We start from the raw sequence: 17,523 nt of genomic DNA, 5'->3' as shown, positions 1-17,523 counted from the left end.
CGGTCGCCTTTCAAGGAACAGGAAATGACATCGTCGAAAGACCCGCTGCTGCAGCCTTACAGCCTGAAACACCTGACGCTCAAGAATCGGATCATGTCGACGTCCCATGAGCCGGCCTATTCCGAAGATGGCATGCCGAAGGACCGCTACCGGCTCTATCATCTGGAAAAGGCCAAGGGCGGCATGGCGCTGACGATGACCGCCGGCTCGGCGATCGTGTCGGAGGATTCGCCGCCGGCCTTCGGCAATCTCCACGCCTACTCAGACGAGATCGTGCCGTGGCTGAAGAAGATCGCCGACGACTGTCATGAGCATGACTGCGCCGTGATGATCCAGCTTACCCATCTCGGCCGCCGCACCGGCTGGAACAAGGGTGACTGGCTGCCGGTGCTCTCCGCCTCGCCGGTGCGTGAGGCGGCGCATCGTTCTTTTCCGAAGGAGATCGAGGACTGGGACATCGAGCGTATCGTTAGCGACTATGCAGCTGCTGCGCAGCGCATGCAGGCCGCCGGTCTCGACGGTATCGAGCTAGAGGCCTACGGCCATCTGATGGACGGTTTCTGGTCTCCGGCCACCAACCACCGCGAGGATGCGTTCGGCGGCTCGCTCGACAACCGCCTGCGGTTCACCGACATGGTGCTCGACGCCATCCGCGCCTCCGTGGGCAATGACTTCATCGTCGGCATCCGCATGGTCGCTGACGAGGATTGGGACAAGGGGCTTTCCAAGGAGGAGGGCGTCGAGATCGCCCGGCGGCTCGCGGGGTCCGGCAAGGTCGATTTCCTCAACGTCATCCGCGGCCATATCGATCACGACGCGCCGCTCACCAAGGTCATCCCGATCCAGGGCATGGCCGCGTCGCCGCATCTCGATTTCGCCGGAGAGGTTAGAGCGGCGACGAAGTTCCCGGTCTTCCATGCCGCCCGCATCGCCGACGTGGCCACCGCCCGCCATGCGATTGCCGAAGGCAAGCTCGACATGGTCGGCATGACCCGCGCCCATATCGCCGACCCGCACATCGTCAGGAAGATCGAGGAGGGCCGGGAGGCCCAAATCCGCCCCTGCGTCGGCGCCACCTACTGCCTCGATCGCATCTATGAAGGCGGCGGTGCGCTCTGCATCCACAATGCCGCTACCGGGCGCGAGGCGATCGTGCCGCATGTCATCCGCAAAAGCGAAGGGCCGAAGCGCAAGGCCGTGGTCGTCGGCGCCGGCCCGGCTGGGCTCGAGGCGGCCCGGGTGCTTGCCGAGCGCGGGCATCAGGTGGAGGTGCTGGAGGCGACCGGCGAGGCCGGCGGCCAGATCCTGCTCGCCCAGCGCAATCCACGCCGCCGAGAGCTGATCGGCATCGTCGACTGGCGGCTTTCCGAACTGGAGCGGCTCGGCGTGCCGATCCACTACAACATCTTTGCCGGCGTGGACGACATTCAAGAGCGCGTCCCGGATCTCGTCGTCGTCGCGACCGGCGGCATTGCCCAAAATCCCGCACTCGACAAAGGCGACGACCTCGTCGTGTCGAGTTGGGACATCATCGCCGGAACAGTGAAGCCGGAGGGGCCGGTGCTGCTCTATGACGACAACGGTGCCCATAGCGGCATGACGGCGGCCGAGTTGATTGCGCGTGCCGGCGTCGAGCTCGAAATCGTCTCGCCCGAGCGCATGTTCGCGCCCGAGGTTGGGGGCATGAACCATGTGCCCTATGCCGCCGCCTTTGCCGAACACAATGTCCGGGTGACGATCAACACGCGGCTGAAATCCGTGCGGAGGGAGGGCAACGGCCTGGTGGCGACGCTCGGTTCCGATTTTTCGGACAAGGCCACGGTCGAGCGACGCGTGGCGCAAGTGGTGGTCGAGCATGGCACGATGCCGATGGACGACCTCTATCGTGAACTGAAGCCGCTTTCGCGCAATCTGGGCGCCGTCGACTACAAGGCGCTGCTTCGCGGCGAGAACCCCATCCCGCAGAAAAACCCGGATGCCGGTTTCGACATGTTCCGCATCGGCGATGCGGTTTCCAGCCGCAACATCCATGCGGGGATCTACGATGCCTTGCGTTACGGCGTGCTCGTCTGAACACGGCAAGAGCGGCGGTGTGAACCGCCGCTCCCTGCGCACTCAACAACAACCTGATACCGATTACTGCTGCGGCTGAGCCGGTGCCGGTGCCGTGCTTGTCGAAGAGGTCGTCGATGTATCAACCGGCTGGTTGGCGTTCTGCTCGGCGATCTTCTGCGACTTGGTCTTGAATTCCGGAGCCGCCTTCAGCGTATCGGCGGTTTCCGTCGTCGTCAGCTTCAGCTTGTCCGTGTTGGGCTGCTCGGCAATCGTGATGCGATCAAACGGAACCGCTACGTCCTTTTCACCGAGGCCCAGGAAGCCGCCGACACCGATCACGGCCGCTTCCACGCCGCCATCCTTCTTCATGATCAGGTCGTTGATCTCGCCGATGCTTTCGTCACCGGCATTATAGACGCTCTGGCCGATATAGGTGCTGGCCGCGATCTGATCGCTCTCCTGCTCGGTCAGATAGGTGGCGTTCGATTGCGCCATATCAGCGGGCTTGGTTTCCGTGATCGGCGGCTTCGTTTCGGCCTGGTCGGCCGGAGCCGTGGCGTCCGGCGCAGGCTGCGCCGGCTGCATCGTCTGCGGCTGATCCATCGGCTTGGTTGCGTCCTGCGCGAAAGCCACCGGGGCGACAGTAAGACCCGCGAAGAGCGCGCCGGCTGCGACGGTTGTTACGAGTTTCTTGATCATCTCAAACTGCCTTTCCTTGACGTTTCGATCAGGGCGCGGGCCTGGCTTCTGCCGCCAGGTCCACCGCGCCGGTGATATGGTGTCAACGCCCGGGGGCGCGAACGGTTCCGGAAAAATAGTCAAAGTTTCAGGGACGAAAGATCCGTTGCCGGTGAGCGTGGCCTCGGATCGCGATTTTCCAAGGATTGCCGGCAATCTCCTGCTGACATGTATTTCATCCTCCGAATATATGTATTTTAGTGATCAATTATGTACTTCGCGCCATTCATGAATTCTTGAGTGTTCTTGCTGATACTTGTCCCATGGCAGGAAATAGCGCGCAGCGTCGTCACCCTGTTATCCCGGGATGGTTTTCACGATGTTCTTGCCGCGCCGCTTTCTTTCGATTTCCTTGCTCTCCGTCCTGGCGATGGCTGGCCTCGTTCTGATCGAGCGCAATCTTTTCGGCCTGCGCTATTTTTCGGAGCGGGTTCCCGGCGTCGAGCCCTACAATCTCTGGCATGCCTGGGTGGCGCTGAGCCTGTCGCTGGCGGCTGTTCAGGGATTTACCCGCGACGCCGCCTGGCTGGGCGCGCCGGAGCTGCGGCTGGCGTCCGGGCGTGAGCTTGGGCTTTGTGTCGCCAGCTGGATGCTCGCCGTGCTGATGGCGCTGGTGTTCGTTGCCGATCCCCTCGGCTTCAGCCTTCTGGCCCGCGAAGACGGCCTGGTCGAATGGGCATCGGCCCTTTTGATCTTCATCGCCAGCGGCTTCTTTGCATTTACCGCCGTCGGGCAGCTGCGCGTGGCCCGTTCGGGAATGGGGCGCCGAGCCTGGATGGCCGCGGCCTTTGCAGCGCTTCTGGCGCTTTGCTTCTTCGTGGTCGGCATGGAGGAGATATCCTGGATGCAGCGCGTCTTCGGCATCGCCACGCCGGAGGGCCTGCTCGCGCTCAACAAGCAGCAGGAACTGAACCTGCACAACATCTCCACCGGCTTCTCGGAATTGCTCTACTACACCGGCAGCTTCTTCCTTCTGACGCTCGCGCCCTTCGTCTGGCTCTATCTGCGCAGGAGCATCAGTCTCGGTCGGCTCGATGCCTTCGCCCCGAGCGTGCTGGTGCTGGTGGCAAGCGCCCCGATGGCCGCCTTCAACAGCGACAACTGGAGCATGCTGCCGACGCAGATGATGGTGATGATGACCGTGATCATACTGCTGGTGATCGCCGACATCGCGCTGAGGGCGGGGCACTGGCGCGAGTTCATCGTGCTGACGGCCGGCGCTGTTCTGATCGTCGCGATCCAGGAGCTGTTCATCCTCCAGGCTTCCACGCTCGTGCGCCTTTGGGATCCGACCGAGTACAAGGAGTTTTTTATCGCGCTCGGGCTCGCCATCTACGGCTTTGAAACCTGGGTGCGGCTGCGTTCGCCGGCCTCGCGCCTTTCGCGATTGGGCTCTCGTCCTCTGGCCGGATAAAAATACCCCGCCGGATGGGCGGGGTATCTGGAGCGCTTCTGCTTCGAAATGGATCCGAAGCCGTCAGTGGCTTTCGCGCAGCACTTCGCTGCCGCTGGCGCCGACGAGGAAGTCGAGGTCAGCACCCTTGTCGGCCTGCAGCACCGTGTCCTGGTAGAGCTTGTAGTAGCCGCGGGTCCATTTCTGCGGCGGCGCCTGCCAGGCGGCCATGCGCGTCTGAAACTCTTCCTCGCTGATCATCAGGTTGAGTTCGCCCTTCATCGCGTCGAGGCGGATGCGGTCGCCGGTCTTGACGATGGCGAGCGGCCCGCCGGCATTCGATTCCGGGCTGACATGCAGGACCACGGTGCCGAAGGCGGTGCCCGACATGCGGGCGTCGGACACGCGTACCATGTCGCGCACGCCCTTTTCGACGAGGCGCCGCGGGATCGGCATGTTGCCGACCTCGGCCATCCCCGGATAGCCCTTGGGCCCGCAGCCCTTGAGCACGAGGATCGTGTCTTCCGTGACCGGCAGGTCCGGATCGTCGATCTTCGCCTTCAGTTCCTCGATCGTCTCGAACACATAGGCCGGGCCCTCATGCACCAAGAGATGCTCGCTGGCGGCCGACGGCTTGATGACGGCGCCGTTCGGCGCAAGGTTGCCCTTGAGCACGCGAATGCCGGCGGCTGCCCGCAGCGGATTGTCGAGCGGGCGGATGACGTCGTCGTTATAGACTTCGGCATCTTCCCAATATTTGCTGATCGGCACGCCGAAGACCGTCGGCGCATCGGCATGCAGCAGGTGCTGGATGCGGTTCATCACCGCCGGCAGGCCGCCGGCATAGGCGAGGTCTTCGATCAAATACTTGCCAGACGGCATGCAGTTGACGATGCACGGCACCTGGCTGCCGACGCGGTCGAAATCCTCAAGACAGAGATCGACGCCGGCGCGGCCGGCGATCGCCAGCATGTGCACGACGGCATTGGTCGAGCCACCCACGGCGGCATTGGCGATGATACCGTTTTCGAAATTTTTCTTGGTCAGCACCTTCGACAGGCGCAGGTCCTCGTGCACCATCTCGACGATGCGCTTGCCGGTCATGTGCGACAGCGCCATGCGGCGGGCGTCGACGGCCGGCAGTGCTGCATTGGTCGGCAGCGACAGGCCCATGGCTTCGACGATCGAGGCCATGGTGGTGGCCGTGCCCATGGTCATGCACACGCCCGGTGAGCGCGACATGCCGCTTTCGGCCGCCATGAATTCCTGCATGCTCATATCGCCGGCGCGTACAGCTTCGGAGAACTTCCAGACATCCGTGCCGGAACCGATGTCCTTGCCCTTCCACTTGCCGTTCAGCATCGGGCCGGAGGAGACGACGATCGTCGGCAGGTCGACGGAAGCAGCGCCCATCAGCTGGCCGGGTGTGGTCTTGTCGCAGCCGCCGAGCAGCACCACGCCGTCGATGCCATAGGCGCGGATCGCCTCTTCGACGTCCATGGCGAGCAGGTTTCGGAAGAGCATCGCGGTCGGGCGCATCTGCGTTTCGCCGAGCGAGGACACCGGGAACTCGACCGGGAAACCGCCGGCTTCCCAGACGCCGCGCTTCACGCCTTCAGCCAGGATGCGCAGGTGGCTGTTACAGGGGGTCAGTTCCGACCAGGTGTTACAGATGCCGATGATCGGGCGGCCATCGAAGACGTGGTCCGGAAATCCCTGGTTCTTCATCCAGGAACGATGGATGAAGCCATCCTTGTCGGTGCCGCCGTACCAGTGACGGCTGCGCAGTTCTTTCTTCTTGTCGCTCATGCGAGCTCCTCCTCACCATGCGATCCAACGCGTGGCTGAATTGTATGACTTTTTATTGGCGGTTCGCCAAGAGTCCCGTGGCCAAGAATTTCCGGTCAGAGACGGAAAGACGGCTCGAACCGGCCCTTGACGCTGACGCCGAGGTCGAAGGTCTTGCCGGCATGCGGGTCCGCCGCACGCGTTGCCTCGTCCATGTCCTGCCAGGCGGATGTCACCAGCATGCGGTCGGCCTTCGGCCCGATGAAGGCTGTGCAGCTCGGCTGCGTCGTCGGCATCGCGTAACGCGCGATGCGCGCGCCGTCGGGGCGGTAGACATCGACCGTCCCGCTGCCCCAGCGGGCGTTCCAGATCAGGCCGTCGGCATCGCAGACGGAACCGTCGATGCCGCCAGCTTCACCGCTGCCATCGACGAGCAGGCTCGGTTCGCCCTTGGGCAGTCCCGTCTCGGCATCGATGTCGACGCGCATCAGGTGGTTGATGTCGGTGTCGACGAAATAGGCGACGGTTCCATCCGGCGAGAAGCAGATGCTGTTGGGAATGGTGATGGCGTCGTAGAGCTTCGTCACCCTGGTGCCGGCGACGTGATAGATCGCGCCCGAGCCCTTTTCGGCGCTGCGGCCCATGGTGCCGATCCAGAGCGAACCGGACGCATGCACGCGGCCGTCGTTCGAGCGATTGATCGGCTTGTCCTCAAGCGTGGTGAGCAGGCTGAGGGCTCCGGTCCGCGTATCCCTGACAAAGAGGCCCTGGTCGGAGGCAATCAGTTGCCGGGCCGGATCGATGACGGCGAGCACGCTGCCGAGGAAGGGCAGGGCATGCACGGTCTTGCGCCCGCTTTCCAGGTGCAGCTCATGCAGTTCCTGACCCTTGATGTTGAACCACCAGGCGGTGCCGGTCGCCGGATCATAGGTCGGGCCTTCGCCAAGGATCGACGTCGCTTCGCACAGAATGCTGCCGGCAAAGGGAATGGTGTCGCTCATCACTGTGCTCCGTAGACGGCGTCGTAGGCCTTGATGGTGGCAACGGCGCGCTCGCGGACTTCGGCCGCGCTCATGCCGGGCTTGTAGAGGCTCGATCCGAGACCGAAGCTGCGGATGCCGGCCTTGGCGTAGTCGCCGAAGTTCGCGTCGGAAACACCGCCGACGGCAGCGATCTCAAGCTCTGGCGGCAGGATCGCGCGGATGGCGATGATGCCCGATGGGCCGAGCACGCTTGCCGGAAAGAACTTGAGGCCGGTCGCGCCGGCTGCTGCGGCCGACAGTGCTTCGGTCGGGGTGAGCACGCCCGGCATGGTGACCATGCCCTTCGCTGCGGCAAGCGAGATGACCGCTGGCTCGACATTCGGGCTCACCATCAGGCGGCCGCCCACATCGGCAAGCTGTTCCACCTGCGCCGTCGTCAGCACCGTGCCGGCGCCGATCAGGCAGCCCTCGGGCGCCATCTTCACGGCGGTCTCGATCGAGCGGAACGGATCGGGCGAGTTCAGCGGGATCTCGATTGCGGTGAAGCCGGTTTCGATCAGAGCGCCGACGACGCCTGCGGTTTCCTCGGGCTTGAGGCCGCGCAGGATGGCGATCAGCGGGTACTTCATCGGCGGAAAGGGAATGCGGGTCATGAGCGTGTCTTTCGTTCAGAGGGGCCAGATCGCCTGGGCGGCGGTCGAAAGGCCGGAGCGGACGGCGGTGTCGGCATCGACCACCTGGAGCGGGCAGTCGAGGCTTTCGAGCGCCGCCTGATAGAGCGTGCCGAGGGAACCGGAGGCGACGAGGCAGATGCTGTCGATCGTCTTGGCCGAAGCCAGCGCCCCGGCGATCTCAAGCCCGATCAGCGTGCCCGACAGCAAAGCCTTGGCATCGGTCGCGCTTGCGCCGTGCAGCAGTTGGCCGGAGCGCGCGCCGAAGATCAGGCTGGTGGCAAGCGCCGGATTGGTGCGCGCCTCGGCCACCGCCGCCGCAAAGGCGGGGTGGTCGCCGGCAAAGGCATGGGCGTCGGCGATCGAGTGGCTGAGGATCGAGTGCTTGGAGATCACGTCGAACAATTCGCCGGTCATGAAGGTGGAGAAGCCGCTGACGGCGCCGTCTTCGAGTCGCACCCATTTGCTGTGCGTGCCCGGCATGCAGACGAGATGTCGACCGCGACCGAGATCGCCGGCCGCGCCGAGCAATTGCGTCTCCTCGCCGCGCATCACGTCCGGATGCCGTCGGTCGCGTTGCGCGAGGCCCGGCAAGATGCGGATGTCGCGATCGAGATCCGGCACCGCCACGGCATGGGAGGCGATATCGGCGAGCGCGGCCGGCGTATCGAGATAGCCGGCTTCGACCCAACCCTGCTTGGCGCCGGCCATGCCGCAGATGATCGCCGGCAGGTGGCCTGGCGCATCGACGGCGGCCAGGTGTTTTTCGAGGATCGCATGGAACCCGGTCTTGTTGGCGGTGGTCATGCCTTCGCCGCTTCGGCGTTCGGCGAGTACCGTGCCGTCCTCGCCGATGATCCACAGCCGGAAACTCGTCGTTCCCCAATCGACCGCGGCATAATAGGCTGCCGTCATCACAGTGCGCCTCCATCGATGATCATTGTTTGCGCGGTCATGCCCGAGGAACAAGCCGACGCGAGAAATAGGCAAGGGCCGACGAGATCGTCGGCGGTGAGGCTTCGCTTCAGGCACTGCCGTTCCTGCATGCCGGCGATCGCCGCGTCGCTCAGCCACAGCCGCTTCTGTCGCTCCGTGACGATCATGCCGGGCAGGATCGCGTTGACGCGGATATTGTCGGGGCCGAGCTTTCCGGCGAGCGATTTGGTCAGGCCGACGATCGCGGCTTTCGCCGTCGCATAGGCCGGGATTTCGGCCATGTTGAGCAGATAGGCGATCGAGGAGAAATTGATGATCGACCCGTCGCCGGCTTGGCGCATATGCGGCGCAATCGCCTGGCTCATGAAGAAGAGATGCCTGAGGTTGACCGCCTGGCTCTCGTCCCAGCTCTCTTCTGTCACGCTCTCCAGCGGCTCGCGATCGTCACGCGCGGCATTGTTGACGAGCACATGGACCGCGCCGAGCGCGGTCGCCGCAGTCTCCGCGGCCTTCTTTACCGCGTCGATGTCGCGCAAGTCGGCGGGAATATAGAGTGGTGCCGTGCTGGCCCTGGCGGCGAGCCTTTCGACGAGGTCGATACTTGCCCGTTCGTCGATATCGACGAAGGCCACGCGTGCGCCCTGGTCGACGAAACCCTCGACAAGCGCAGCGCCAATGCCGGAACCGCCACCGGTGATCAGCACCGCGCGGTCTTTGAGATCATGAAACTGTGCCCTCGGCACCGGCATATTCCTGTATCCCCGATCAGTTTCGTAGTGAGATTATCGTTCCATTATTTGGAACTTGATTTTATTATATGGAATTATCGCGTCGAAGCGTCTACCTTGTCAAGGTCGCGCGCCGATCGCGCGACGGCAATCGGACACAAGCGAGCGACGATGACGAGCAAAGAGGCAGGCGGCGGGGACGAGGGGCGTGCGGAGGCTGGCACGGGCACGCTCGGCAAGGCGATCGCCGTGCTGGAAGCGGTGGTCACCGCCGACGGCCCGCAGCGCTTCACCGATATTCTCGCCCGATCCGGCCAGCCGCGCGGCACGTTGCATCGGCTGCTCAGCCATCTCGTCGAGGAAGGACTGCTGATCCAGCGCCGTGACCTCTCCTATGAGCCTGGCCTTCGGCTACTGACGCTTGCCTATCGCTCCTGGTCTGCCAATCGCTTTCGCGATGTTGCCGAGCCGCACCTGCAGCGCCTGCACGAGTTGACGGGCGAGACCGTGCATCTCGGCATCCTGCGCGAGACCGAGATCGTCTATGTCGACAAGGTCGAGAGCCGCCAGACGGTGCGCATGAGTTCGCAGATCGGCAAGGCCTCGCCGGCCTATTGCACCGGCATCGGCAAAGCGGCGCTGTCCCTGCTTGGGCAGCCGGAGTTGGAAGGCGTTCTGGCTCGAACCGAGTTTCACGCTTTCACGCCGCACACCCATCGCTCGGCCGCCACCTTGCTGGCGGAGATCGAGGAAATCCGGCGCGACGGACACGCTTTCGATCGCGAGGAGCATGAAACGGAGATCCGCTGTGTTGCCGCGCCCATTCTCATTCCCGGCAGCGAACTTGCGGCCGGCCTGTCGGTGACGGGCCCCGCCTACCGGGTCACCATGGAGCAATTGTCGGCCTGGGCAGCTGCGGTTCGGGCCGCGGCGCAAGCGGTTGGCGAGGACGCGGCGATCCGTCTCGGGCCCGGCCGTGGTGGACCTTGAATTCACTTTACGGTAAATTAGAAACATCGACTGGACGTGGCGCGTCTCGCTCGATAGCTTTAATATATCAGACTCAGGTTCGTGGATGGTCTTAGTCTGGTTCGTTTTTGGTATTGGTATAAATTTTTGACGTGATCTTCATGCGGCGTCAGCGGCCGGTTCCCGCATGGAACCGGATGTGGAGAAGGGCGGAAGATGATCGATTTCAGCGCGAATTTGTCGGCGTTGGCGCTTCCTGATGGGCGAACCATCCGTGGGCCGATTTGTTGTGAAGAGGATATCAGGCGCGTGATTGCCCAGGTTGCGGATTCCTATGGTTTCCGTGGTTTCCTGGTGCTGGCCATTCCGGAGACGGAGAGCAACAGCCTGTCGGTCAGCGCACTGATGACGAACTACCCGGCTGCCTTTCTCAAGGGTTATGACAGCGCGGGCCTGATCAACGGCAGCCCGGTGATCCAGCGGCTGCGGCGCAGCACCATTCCCTTTACCTACGACGCGCACCAGCTTGCCCGCCGCCGTGCCGACGGCAAGGGCGACGCGGCGGTCTGCGTCTTCGAGCAGGCGAACATGCCGCGCGGCCTCTATCTGCCGGTGCACGATGCGAGCGGCCACCGCGCCGCGATCGCCTTTGGCGGCGACCGCCCCGTGGTTTCCAATGACGAGCTTCAGGAACTCAATCTTTGGGCCGGCGTGCTCTACAGCAAGTACATGGAGGTTCGCGATCGCGACAAGCGCGGTGCGGGAAGCCTTTCGCGCCGCGAGGTCGAGTGTCTGCGCTGGGCGGCGGCCGGCAAGACCACCAGCGAAATGGCGAAAATTCTGGCGCTGTCAGAGTATACGGTCAACCATTACCTCAACCGGGCAACGCGCAAGCTGGATTCGGTCAATCGCGTTCAGACCGTTGCAAAGGCCGTGCGCGCCGGGTTGATCAACTGATCGCCGGCACGCGTCGTGCGCGAGGCTGATGGCCATATCGGCCCTCACCAGGGGAAATACACAGACTTTTGGGTCGAGGCGGCAGGGATTTTCGATCATCTGTTGGCATTGGCAGGCTGCTCGGTCTATTTGATACGTGATGAATGCCATGGAACGCGCGAATGCAGGATACGATGACGACCGGGATGACTGACGCAGATCTGCCCCGGGGCGGAGATTTCGCGTCCGAGATCGCAAAGCTTGAGACCCAGTTCGATATCATCCGCTACATGCGGCGGATCACGCAGGTCTTTGGCTTCAAGACGTTTCTGATCTGCTCGATCCCCTCGATCGACGTGGAGCGCCTTGCCGCGAGCACGGTCATCTCCAATATGCCGGCCGAACTGCTGAACAAGTATGACAGCCTGTCGATGCTGCGCTTCAGCACCGGCGTGCGCCGCCTGCGCGAGACGACGACGCCGTTCCAGGTGACGCTTGCGGCGTGGGAGGGCGAGGGCGGCAAGCCGGAAACGGCGGCCGAATACATCGCGATGCTGCGCGAGAACGGCATCTTCCAGGCTAGCTACTTCCCGGTGCATGACGCAGAGGGCGGCCGTGGCGCGGTCATCCTGATGGGCCCGCTGGTCGAACTGCCGATGACGGTGACCATGGAACTGCAGATGATTGCAATCCATGTCTATAACCGTCTCGCTGAAATTGGCTCCGTGTGGAAAAGCAGCGGCGCCGCACTATCCGAGCGCGAGATCCAGTGCCTGAGCTGGACAGCAGCCGGAAAGACCAGCGCCGAGATCGCCGGCATCCTCGGGCTCTCCGAGCATACGGTCAACCACTACCTCAACCACGTGACCAAGAAGCTCGACGCCGTCAACCGCACCCAGGCGGTCGTGAAGGCGATGAAAAAGGGCTACATTAGCTAGGCGGCGACCCGGTTCGCGCTTGCCTGTAGTCCGCTATCGGCTCGTGGCCGATCCGGCGGATCGGCTGTGCCAACGGGATTGCGCTCGTCTCGTCCCAAAGCGCTCCGGCATCGGTGAGGTCTGTTGCTATAAACGCATGGCGGAAGCCACCGCGATGTGAAGCCGCCGATCCGTTTCACGGCGCCCCGGATTCAAATCCGCTCTCTTGCCGCCTCGTCCTTCAGCCAATCGATGAAGGCCCGCACCAGCTCGCGTTTCGCGGCGTTCGGCATCGTGACGGCATAGTAGGCGAAGTCAGTCGGCCAAGGCAGGTCCAGTGCGAGCGCCAGGCGGCCGGCTGCAATGTCATCGACCGCATAGACGTCCCGCACCAGCGCCAGCCCCTGTCCGGCGATTGCAGCGCGCAAAAGCAGGAAATCATCCTCGAATGACACGCCGCGTTCCGCGCGCGGATCGTCGGCGACGCCCATTGCCCGAAACCACAACTGCCAATCGGCTCTGTCGGAATCCTGAAGCAGTGGGTAGCCCAAGCAATCAGCTGGCACCTGTACTCGCGGCCCTCTTTCAAGCAGGGCCGGAGATATGACCGGCAACAGCACCGGTGCCATCAAATGCTCCGCCACGAGGCCGGGATATTCCCCGAGGCCGTGCCGAATGGCAACGTCGACCCGGTCCTTGTGCAGGTCGACCAAGCTCGCCGTTGCCTCGACGCGGACCTCCACATGTGGATGCCGGCTGGTGAACCGCCCGAGACGGGGCACGAGCCAGGATGCTGCAAAGGACGGGACCGTGCTGATGGTCAACGTCGGTCGGGCGTTGATGGCCTCCAGTGTTTCGAGGCTCGACGCGATCCGGTCGAACGCCAGGACAAGGGCCGGGTGAACCTTGGCGCCCGCTTCGGTCAGGCGAACGCCATAACGTGTGCGTGTGAATAGCGTCACGCCGAGGCGCTCTTCCAACTGTCTGATCTGCTGGCTCACTGCTCCGGATGTAACGCCCATGGCTTCGGCGGCCTTTTTGAGGCTGCGATACCGGCCGGTCTCGGTAAAGGCCCTCAGAGCAAGGAGCGGGAGAACAGGGTTCATTATGTAGTTTTCCTAAATTCTTCGCTCAGATCGTATCGTTTCCGATCCTCTATGAAAATGGGTAATTCTGCACGTGAAGGGGAAGCCATAACTGAGCTTTCCTCAATTTTAATTTCAAATTGGATCGGTTGGCTATGGAGATCTCGACACACAAGGACAGTCGCCGAGAGGCGGACGCCAGCGGGTGGCTGGCGCTGGTAAGGAGGGCTGGCAGATGATCGACCTCTACACGGAATCGTCCCCGAACGGCTTCAAGGCGACGATCGCTCTCGAGGAACTGGCGCTGCCCTATCGCCTGCACCATGTGAACATCGACAAGGGCGAGCATCGGCGGCCCGAATTCCTCAGCCTTAACCCGCATGGCCGCATCCCCGCGATCGTGGATCGCGAGACGGGCATCATTCTTTTCGAGTCGGCGGCCATCCTGCTCTACCTTGCCGAGAAGACCGGCCGGCTCCTGCCGAAGGAGCAAAGGGCGCGCTGGGAGGCGATCAAGTGGCTGCAGTTCCATGCATCGAGCATGGGACCGATCCTCGGCCAGCGTGTCCATTTCGAGATCTTCGCCGATGAGAAGATCCCTGCCGCCATCGACCGCTACAGGCGCTTGACCGACGATGCTTTCGCCGTTCTCGACGGGCAATTGGCCGGCAATCGCTGGCTTGCGGGCGAGGACTACTCGGTCGCTGACATTGCCACCTTCGGCTGGACTCATATCGCTGCGATCAGCGGCTTCACCTTCGCCCAGCACCGATATCTGACGCGTTGGCACGAACAGGTGAGTGCACGCCCGGCCGTCGCGCGCGGCGTCTTGCTTCCTGCGCCGGCGACCGGCCCCTGATGATAGAAGAGGAGTTTCCCTTGAACATTGCGACTTCAAATATTGCAACGTCCGGCGCGCTCGCGGGCGCTTCGTCCGAGACGTTTGCCGACCACCCGGGCTATCGACGCATGTTCGCCCGAGATCACCTGACCGTCGGCATCTTCCTGCCGCTGCGTTTCTATCAAGGCGACATGGCGGTAGTGCAGGGGCAGGCTGATCTTGTCGCTGAGGCGGATCGGCGCGGCTTTGCGGCAGTCTGGGTGCGTGACGTACCGTTGTTCGATCCCGCATTCGGCGACGCCGGGCAGCTTTTCGACCCTTTTACCTACCTGTCCTATCTCGCGGCGCGCACGAACAGGATCGCGCTGGCGACCGGCAGCGCGATCTTTTCGCTTCGGCATCAGATCGATCTGGCAAAGGCGGCAAGCACCATCGATCATCTTTCAGGCGGTCGGCTTGTACTCGGAATCGCATCGGGCGACAGACCGGTCGAGTTCCCGGCCTATGGCCTGGACATGGACGAGCGGGGTACTCGGTTTGCGCAGGCCGTGGCCTATTTCCGGCAACTCCTTGCCCCCGGACGTTTGGCCATCGATACGGGCCTCGGCATGGTCACCGGCGCGGATTTCTTGCCCAAACCGCCGGTCGGCCGAATTCCGCTGATCGTCACGGGTTCCAGCCGGCAATCTTCCGCATGGGTCGCGGAACAGGCCGATGGTTGGTTGACCTATCCGCAAGCCACGCATACGGCCGATGGTCCGCGGCGGCTCGCTCTGAACATAAGCGCCTGGCGCGAGCGGATCGCGGATGGCGGGTTCAGGCCGCACATGACCAATGAATGGATCGACCTCGTCGACGATCCGAATTTTCCGAGAACGCCGCCTCGCGGCGGCTTCGTCCTCAAGACGGGTCGAAAGGGATTGATCGATCTTCTCGGCGAGTGGCGCGAGGCAGGGGTCAATCACGCCGCACTGGGAATGCAGTTCGCCGACCGGCCGGCGCCCGAAATTATCCAGGAACTGGCGGAAGAGGTCTTGCCCCAATTTCCGTCGCTGGAGGGGCCGAAGCCGCTTGCCGCAAAATGGTAACACCGGCCAAGGACGCGGCCTCACCCGATGCGGCGTTGAAATCGCTGTTCGCGCAGATTCCTACCGCAGTGACGATCGTAACGGTGGGAACCGGAGGGGAGCGCTACGGGGCGACGGTCGGATCGGTGGGGGCCCTTTCGCTCGATCCTCCATTGCTGATGTTTGCGATGAAGGAGGATTCCACCCTTCTGCGTCGCCTCGACGTGGGCTCGCCGATCGGCTTCAATCTGCTCGCAGCCAGGCAGCACGACATAGCCCGGCGATTTTCAACACCTGGTATCGACCGCTTTGACCTGACACATTGGTGCGAGGAGAATGACCTGCCTCGCATCGATGATGATCTGGTCTGGATTGCTGCGCGGGTGCGGGACCGGGTGCGTCTGGGCGATCACATGCTCGTCACGGCCGAAGTCAAACACGCAGAGATCGAAGCTGGCGCACCGCTGGTATACTGGAGGCGGGAATTCCGGTCGCTTGCCGAACACGGGACGGCCGGGCCCGATTCGAGATAGCGGGCACGGTCTTTCGTTCGCCAGCATCCCGGCAATCTGCTCCATCATTGGACGATTTGCAGACGGTTGCTCAGAAACTGGGCATATGCCATCGTCGATCGATAAGCGGAGTATGAGTTTATCTTTTTGAAATTGCTGATTATTTTCGCCGGATGTGAATCTGGCACGCATCCTGCATTTCTATTGGCATGTCCAGAGGGGACTAAAAAGAAGACAGCGCCCACGAAGGTCGCGATGAAAAGGGCCACTGCCCGCTCAAAGGTGATCCCGGATGTACGGACACCAAGGCGGGTGGTGGCCCTTGCTTTTTCCGATATGTCGCATTGGCGAAGCGCCTAGCCTCGACTATCTAAGAGATAACAAAAGAATGAGAGGGCGCGATGCCGGAAGTCACGAAAGAAGTGGTGCTTGAAAAACTGCGCGCGGTGCGTGGCCCGGGCATGGAAGGCAACATCGTCGACCTCGGGCTTGTGTCTGACGTCTTCATCTCCGACGGCAAGGCCTATTTCTCGATCACCGTGCCGGCCGAACGCGCCAAGGAACTGGAGCCGATGCGGGCTGCAGCCGAGCGCGTGGTGCGCGACATTCCCGGGATCACCGCGGCAATGGTTGCTTTGACGGCCGATCGCAAGGCAGCTGCCGGCAGCGCGCCGGTGCAGCGCCCGCAGCCGCAGGCGCCATCCCATGCAGGCCATTCCCACGCGCCGCGTCCTGCTGGCGGACCGCCTGCCAAGGCGGGCATCCCCGGCGTCGGCGCGATCATCGCCGTCGCCTCGGGCAAGGGCGGTGTCGGCAAGTCGACCACCTCGGTCAATCTGGCGCTGGCGCTCAAGGCAAACGGCCTGAAGGTCGGCCTGCTCGACGCCGACATCTACGGCCCCTCGATGCCGCGGCTCCTGAAGATCTCCGGCCGGCCGCAGCAGATCGAGGGCCGGCTCATCCGCCCGATGGAAAATTACGGCCTCAAGGTCATGTCCATGGGTTTCCTCGTCGATGAGGAAGTGGCGATGATCTGGCGCGGACCGATGATCCAGTCGGCGCTTCTGCAGATGTTGCGCGAAGTTGCCTGGGGCGATCTCGATGTTCTCGTTGTCGACATGCCGCCGGGCACGGGTGACGCCCAGCTCACCATGGCCCAGCAGGTGCCGCTGGCCGGCGCGGTCATCGTCTCGACGCCGCAGGACCTGGCGCTGATCGATGCCCGCAAGGGCCTCGCCATGTTCCGCAAGGTGGAAGTCCCGGTGCTCGGTATCGTCGAGAACATGAGCTACTTCATCGCGCCCGACACCGGAAATCGCTATGACATCTTCGGTCATGGCGGCGCCCGCAAGGAGGCAGAACGCATCGGCGTGCCCTTCCTCGGCGAAGTGCCGCTGACAATGGGGATTCGCGAAACGTCGGATGCGGGAACGCCGCTGGTTGCCTCCGATCCGGCCGGCGAAGTCGCGCGCGTCTATCGCGATATCGCGACCAAGGTCTGGGAGCAGGTATCGGCCACGCAGCAGGACAAGAGCCGCGCCGCGCCGAACATCGTGTTCGAGTGAAGTTCCCCAGGGGAACTTTGGCTCTTCGCCCCGCGTAGTTTTGCCCTTGATTCGATTTTGATTTAGGCGAACATGGGATAGGGTGGCGCCGAACTGGCGGCGCATGCCCGCGTGCCGGATTGCAAGAGGGCATTGATTTTGCGTTTGCGTTGCGCCATATGCCTTGCCGCACTTGCGAAGGTGCCCAACTTGACGCCCTCTCGCCCGAGATCTTGGCCTCTCGCGATGACTGAGTTGAAGACTTTGTCCTGACTGGCGGAACGTTCCATCCGATGGATCTCTATTGTGGGTATTTTGTGGCGCACGACCTTTCGCCTCTTCCATTCGACCCTAAGGTTG

General features: G+C 63.0%; 16 protein-coding genes. 9 read left to right on the top strand and 7 right to left on the bottom strand.

The window, feature by feature from the left end:
- Positions 1-24: 24 nt before the first annotated feature.
- Positions 25-2,073: an NAD(P)-binding protein gene (locus OKW20_RS03065; protein WP_429170125.1), complete on the top strand. Its 2,049-nt coding sequence runs from the start codon at positions 25-27 to the stop codon at positions 2,071-2,073.
- A gap of 63 nt (positions 2,074-2,136) precedes the next feature.
- Here the strand turns inward: OKW20_RS03065 and OKW20_RS03060 are convergent, their stop codons facing one another.
- Positions 2,137-2,754, bottom strand: a complete 618-nt coding sequence (locus tag OKW20_RS03060) for a PRC-barrel domain-containing protein (protein ID WP_043620957.1) — start codon at positions 2,752-2,754, stop codon at positions 2,137-2,139.
- A gap of 358 nt (positions 2,755-3,112) precedes the next feature.
- On the opposite strand from OKW20_RS03060, the gene OKW20_RS03055 reads away from it, so the two are divergent.
- Positions 3,113-4,207: a hypothetical protein gene (locus OKW20_RS03055; RefSeq protein WP_429170122.1), complete on the top strand. Its 1,095-nt coding sequence runs from the start codon at positions 3,113-3,115 to the stop codon at positions 4,205-4,207.
- Between the two features lie 63 nt (positions 4,208-4,270).
- Here OKW20_RS03055 and OKW20_RS03050 read toward each other — a convergent pair whose 3' ends face one another.
- From OKW20_RS03050 to OKW20_RS03030, 5 genes are all read right to left on the bottom strand, one after another.
- Complete coding sequence (locus OKW20_RS03050; RefSeq protein WP_043620951.1) at positions 4,271-5,995, bottom strand: IlvD/Edd family dehydratase; 1,725 nt, start codon at positions 5,993-5,995, stop codon at positions 4,271-4,273.
- 95 nt (positions 5,996-6,090) lie between these two features.
- Positions 6,091-6,975, bottom strand: coding sequence for an SMP-30/gluconolactonase/LRE family protein (locus OKW20_RS03045; protein ID WP_429112619.1), 885 nt, complete (start codon positions 6,973-6,975; stop codon positions 6,091-6,093).
- A complete protein-coding gene (locus tag OKW20_RS03040) occupies positions 6,975-7,610 on the bottom strand; it encodes a 2-dehydro-3-deoxy-6-phosphogalactonate aldolase (protein WP_429170120.1) in 636 nt (211 codons plus the stop codon). The genes OKW20_RS03045 and OKW20_RS03040 overlap by 1 nt, the downstream gene beginning before the upstream one ends.
- A gap of 15 nt (positions 7,611-7,625) precedes the next feature.
- Positions 7,626-8,543 (bottom strand): 2-dehydro-3-deoxygalactonokinase, encoded by a 918-nt coding sequence (locus OKW20_RS03035; RefSeq protein WP_429170118.1) that lies wholly within the window; start codon positions 8,541-8,543, stop codon positions 7,626-7,628.
- The gene (locus tag OKW20_RS03030; RefSeq protein WP_429170116.1) at positions 8,543-9,313 is read right to left on the bottom strand and encodes an SDR family NAD(P)-dependent oxidoreductase; all 771 of its coding nucleotides are present in this window, start codon (positions 9,311-9,313) and stop codon (positions 8,543-8,545) included. Before OKW20_RS03030 ends, OKW20_RS03035 begins: the two co-directional genes overlap by 1 nt.
- 150 nt (positions 9,314-9,463) lie before the next feature.
- Between OKW20_RS03030 and OKW20_RS03025 the strand changes: the two genes are divergently transcribed.
- The 3 genes from OKW20_RS03025 to OKW20_RS03015 all read left to right on the top strand — a co-directional run bounded on the left by OKW20_RS03025 (position 9,464) and on the right by OKW20_RS03015 (position 12,135).
- A complete protein-coding gene (locus OKW20_RS03025) occupies positions 9,464-10,282 on the top strand; it encodes an IclR family transcriptional regulator (protein WP_429170113.1) in 819 nt (272 codons plus the stop codon).
- A 195-nt stretch (positions 10,283-10,477) separates the two neighbouring features.
- A complete protein-coding gene (locus OKW20_RS03020) occupies positions 10,478-11,218 on the top strand; it encodes a LuxR family transcriptional regulator (protein WP_043620943.1) in 741 nt (246 codons plus the stop codon).
- A 143-nt stretch (positions 11,219-11,361) separates the two neighbouring features.
- Positions 11,362-12,135 carry a LuxR family transcriptional regulator gene (locus tag OKW20_RS03015; protein WP_052201938.1) on the top strand — a complete coding sequence of 258 codons (774 nt, stop codon included), beginning with the start codon at positions 11,362-11,364 and terminating at the stop codon, positions 12,133-12,135.
- A 191-nt stretch (positions 12,136-12,326) separates the two neighbouring features.
- Here OKW20_RS03015 and gcvA read toward each other — a convergent pair whose 3' ends face one another.
- Entirely contained in the window at positions 12,327-13,220 is an 894-nt protein-coding gene (gene gcvA / locus OKW20_RS03010; protein WP_429170111.1) for a transcriptional regulator GcvA, read from the bottom strand.
- Between the two features lie 214 nt (positions 13,221-13,434).
- Here gcvA and OKW20_RS03005 point away from each other — a divergent pair, with 214 nt between their 5' ends.
- From OKW20_RS03005 to OKW20_RS02990, 4 genes are all read left to right on the top strand, one after another.
- Positions 13,435-14,058, top strand: coding sequence for a glutathione S-transferase family protein (locus tag OKW20_RS03005; RefSeq protein ID WP_429112628.1), 624 nt, complete (start codon positions 13,435-13,437; stop codon positions 14,056-14,058).
- Between the two features lie 20 nt (positions 14,059-14,078).
- Complete coding sequence (locus OKW20_RS03000; protein WP_429170109.1) at positions 14,079-15,128, top strand: LLM class oxidoreductase; 1,050 nt, start codon at positions 14,079-14,081, stop codon at positions 15,126-15,128.
- Positions 15,122-15,640: a flavin reductase family protein gene (locus tag OKW20_RS02995; RefSeq protein WP_429170107.1), complete on the top strand. Its 519-nt coding sequence runs from the start codon at positions 15,122-15,124 to the stop codon at positions 15,638-15,640. The genes OKW20_RS03000 and OKW20_RS02995 overlap by 7 nt, the downstream gene beginning before the upstream one ends.
- Positions 15,641-16,020: 380 nt before the next feature.
- The gene (locus OKW20_RS02990) at positions 16,021-17,184 is read left to right on the top strand and encodes an Mrp/NBP35 family ATP-binding protein (protein WP_429170105.1); all 1,164 of its coding nucleotides are present in this window, start codon (positions 16,021-16,023) and stop codon (positions 17,182-17,184) included.
- The last annotated feature ends 339 nt before the right edge of the window (positions 17,185-17,523 follow it).

The sequence above is a fragment of the Ensifer sp. LBL genome (assembly GCF_050435225.1).
Classification (GTDB): Bacteria; Pseudomonadota; Alphaproteobacteria; order Rhizobiales; family Rhizobiaceae; genus Ensifer.
The sequence above is the reverse complement of the archived record's forward strand: the minus strand, read 5'-3'. Positions and strand labels throughout refer to the sequence as shown.

Bases quoted from the DNA above. Each gene is read 5' to 3' on its own strand.
- OKW20_RS03055 (WP_429170122.1), top strand. From the start codon at position 3,113: ATGTTCTTGCCGCGCCGCTTTCTTTCGATTTCCTTGCTCTCCGTCCTG.
- OKW20_RS02995 (WP_429170107.1), top strand. From the start codon at position 15,122: ATGGTAACACCGGCCAAGGACGCGGCCTCACCCGATGCGGCGTTGAAA.
- OKW20_RS03040 (WP_429170120.1), bottom strand. From the start codon at position 7,610: ATGACCCGCATTCCCTTTCCGCCGATGAAGTACCCGCTGATCGCCATC.
- OKW20_RS03065 (WP_429170125.1), top strand. From the start codon at position 25: ATGACATCGTCGAAAGACCCGCTGCTGCAGCCTTACAGCCTGAAACAC.
- gcvA (WP_429170111.1), bottom strand. From the start codon at position 13,220: ATGAACCCTGTTCTCCCGCTCCTTGCTCTGAGGGCCTTTACCGAGACC.
- OKW20_RS03015 (WP_052201938.1), top strand. From the start codon at position 11,362: ATGCCATGGAACGCGCGAATGCAGGATACGATGACGACCGGGATGACT.
- OKW20_RS03045 (WP_429112619.1), bottom strand. From the start codon at position 6,975: ATGAGCGACACCATTCCCTTTGCCGGCAGCATTCTGTGCGAAGCGACG.
- OKW20_RS03060 (WP_043620957.1), bottom strand. From the start codon at position 2,754: ATGATCAAGAAACTCGTAACAACCGTCGCAGCCGGCGCGCTCTTCGCG.
- OKW20_RS03025 (WP_429170113.1), top strand. From the start codon at position 9,464: ATGACGAGCAAAGAGGCAGGCGGCGGGGACGAGGGGCGTGCGGAGGCT.
- OKW20_RS03050 (WP_043620951.1), bottom strand. From the start codon at position 5,995: ATGAGCGACAAGAAGAAAGAACTGCGCAGCCGTCACTGGTACGGCGGC.
- OKW20_RS03035 (WP_429170118.1), bottom strand. From the start codon at position 8,543: ATGACGGCAGCCTATTATGCCGCGGTCGATTGGGGAACGACGAGTTTC.
- OKW20_RS03030 (WP_429170116.1), bottom strand. From the start codon at position 9,313: ATGCCGGTGCCGAGGGCACAGTTTCATGATCTCAAAGACCGCGCGGTG.
- OKW20_RS02990 (WP_429170105.1), top strand. From the start codon at position 16,021: ATGCCGGAAGTCACGAAAGAAGTGGTGCTTGAAAAACTGCGCGCGGTG.
- OKW20_RS03020 (WP_043620943.1), top strand. From the start codon at position 10,478: ATGATCGATTTCAGCGCGAATTTGTCGGCGTTGGCGCTTCCTGATGGG.
- OKW20_RS03005 (WP_429112628.1), top strand. From the start codon at position 13,435: ATGATCGACCTCTACACGGAATCGTCCCCGAACGGCTTCAAGGCGACG.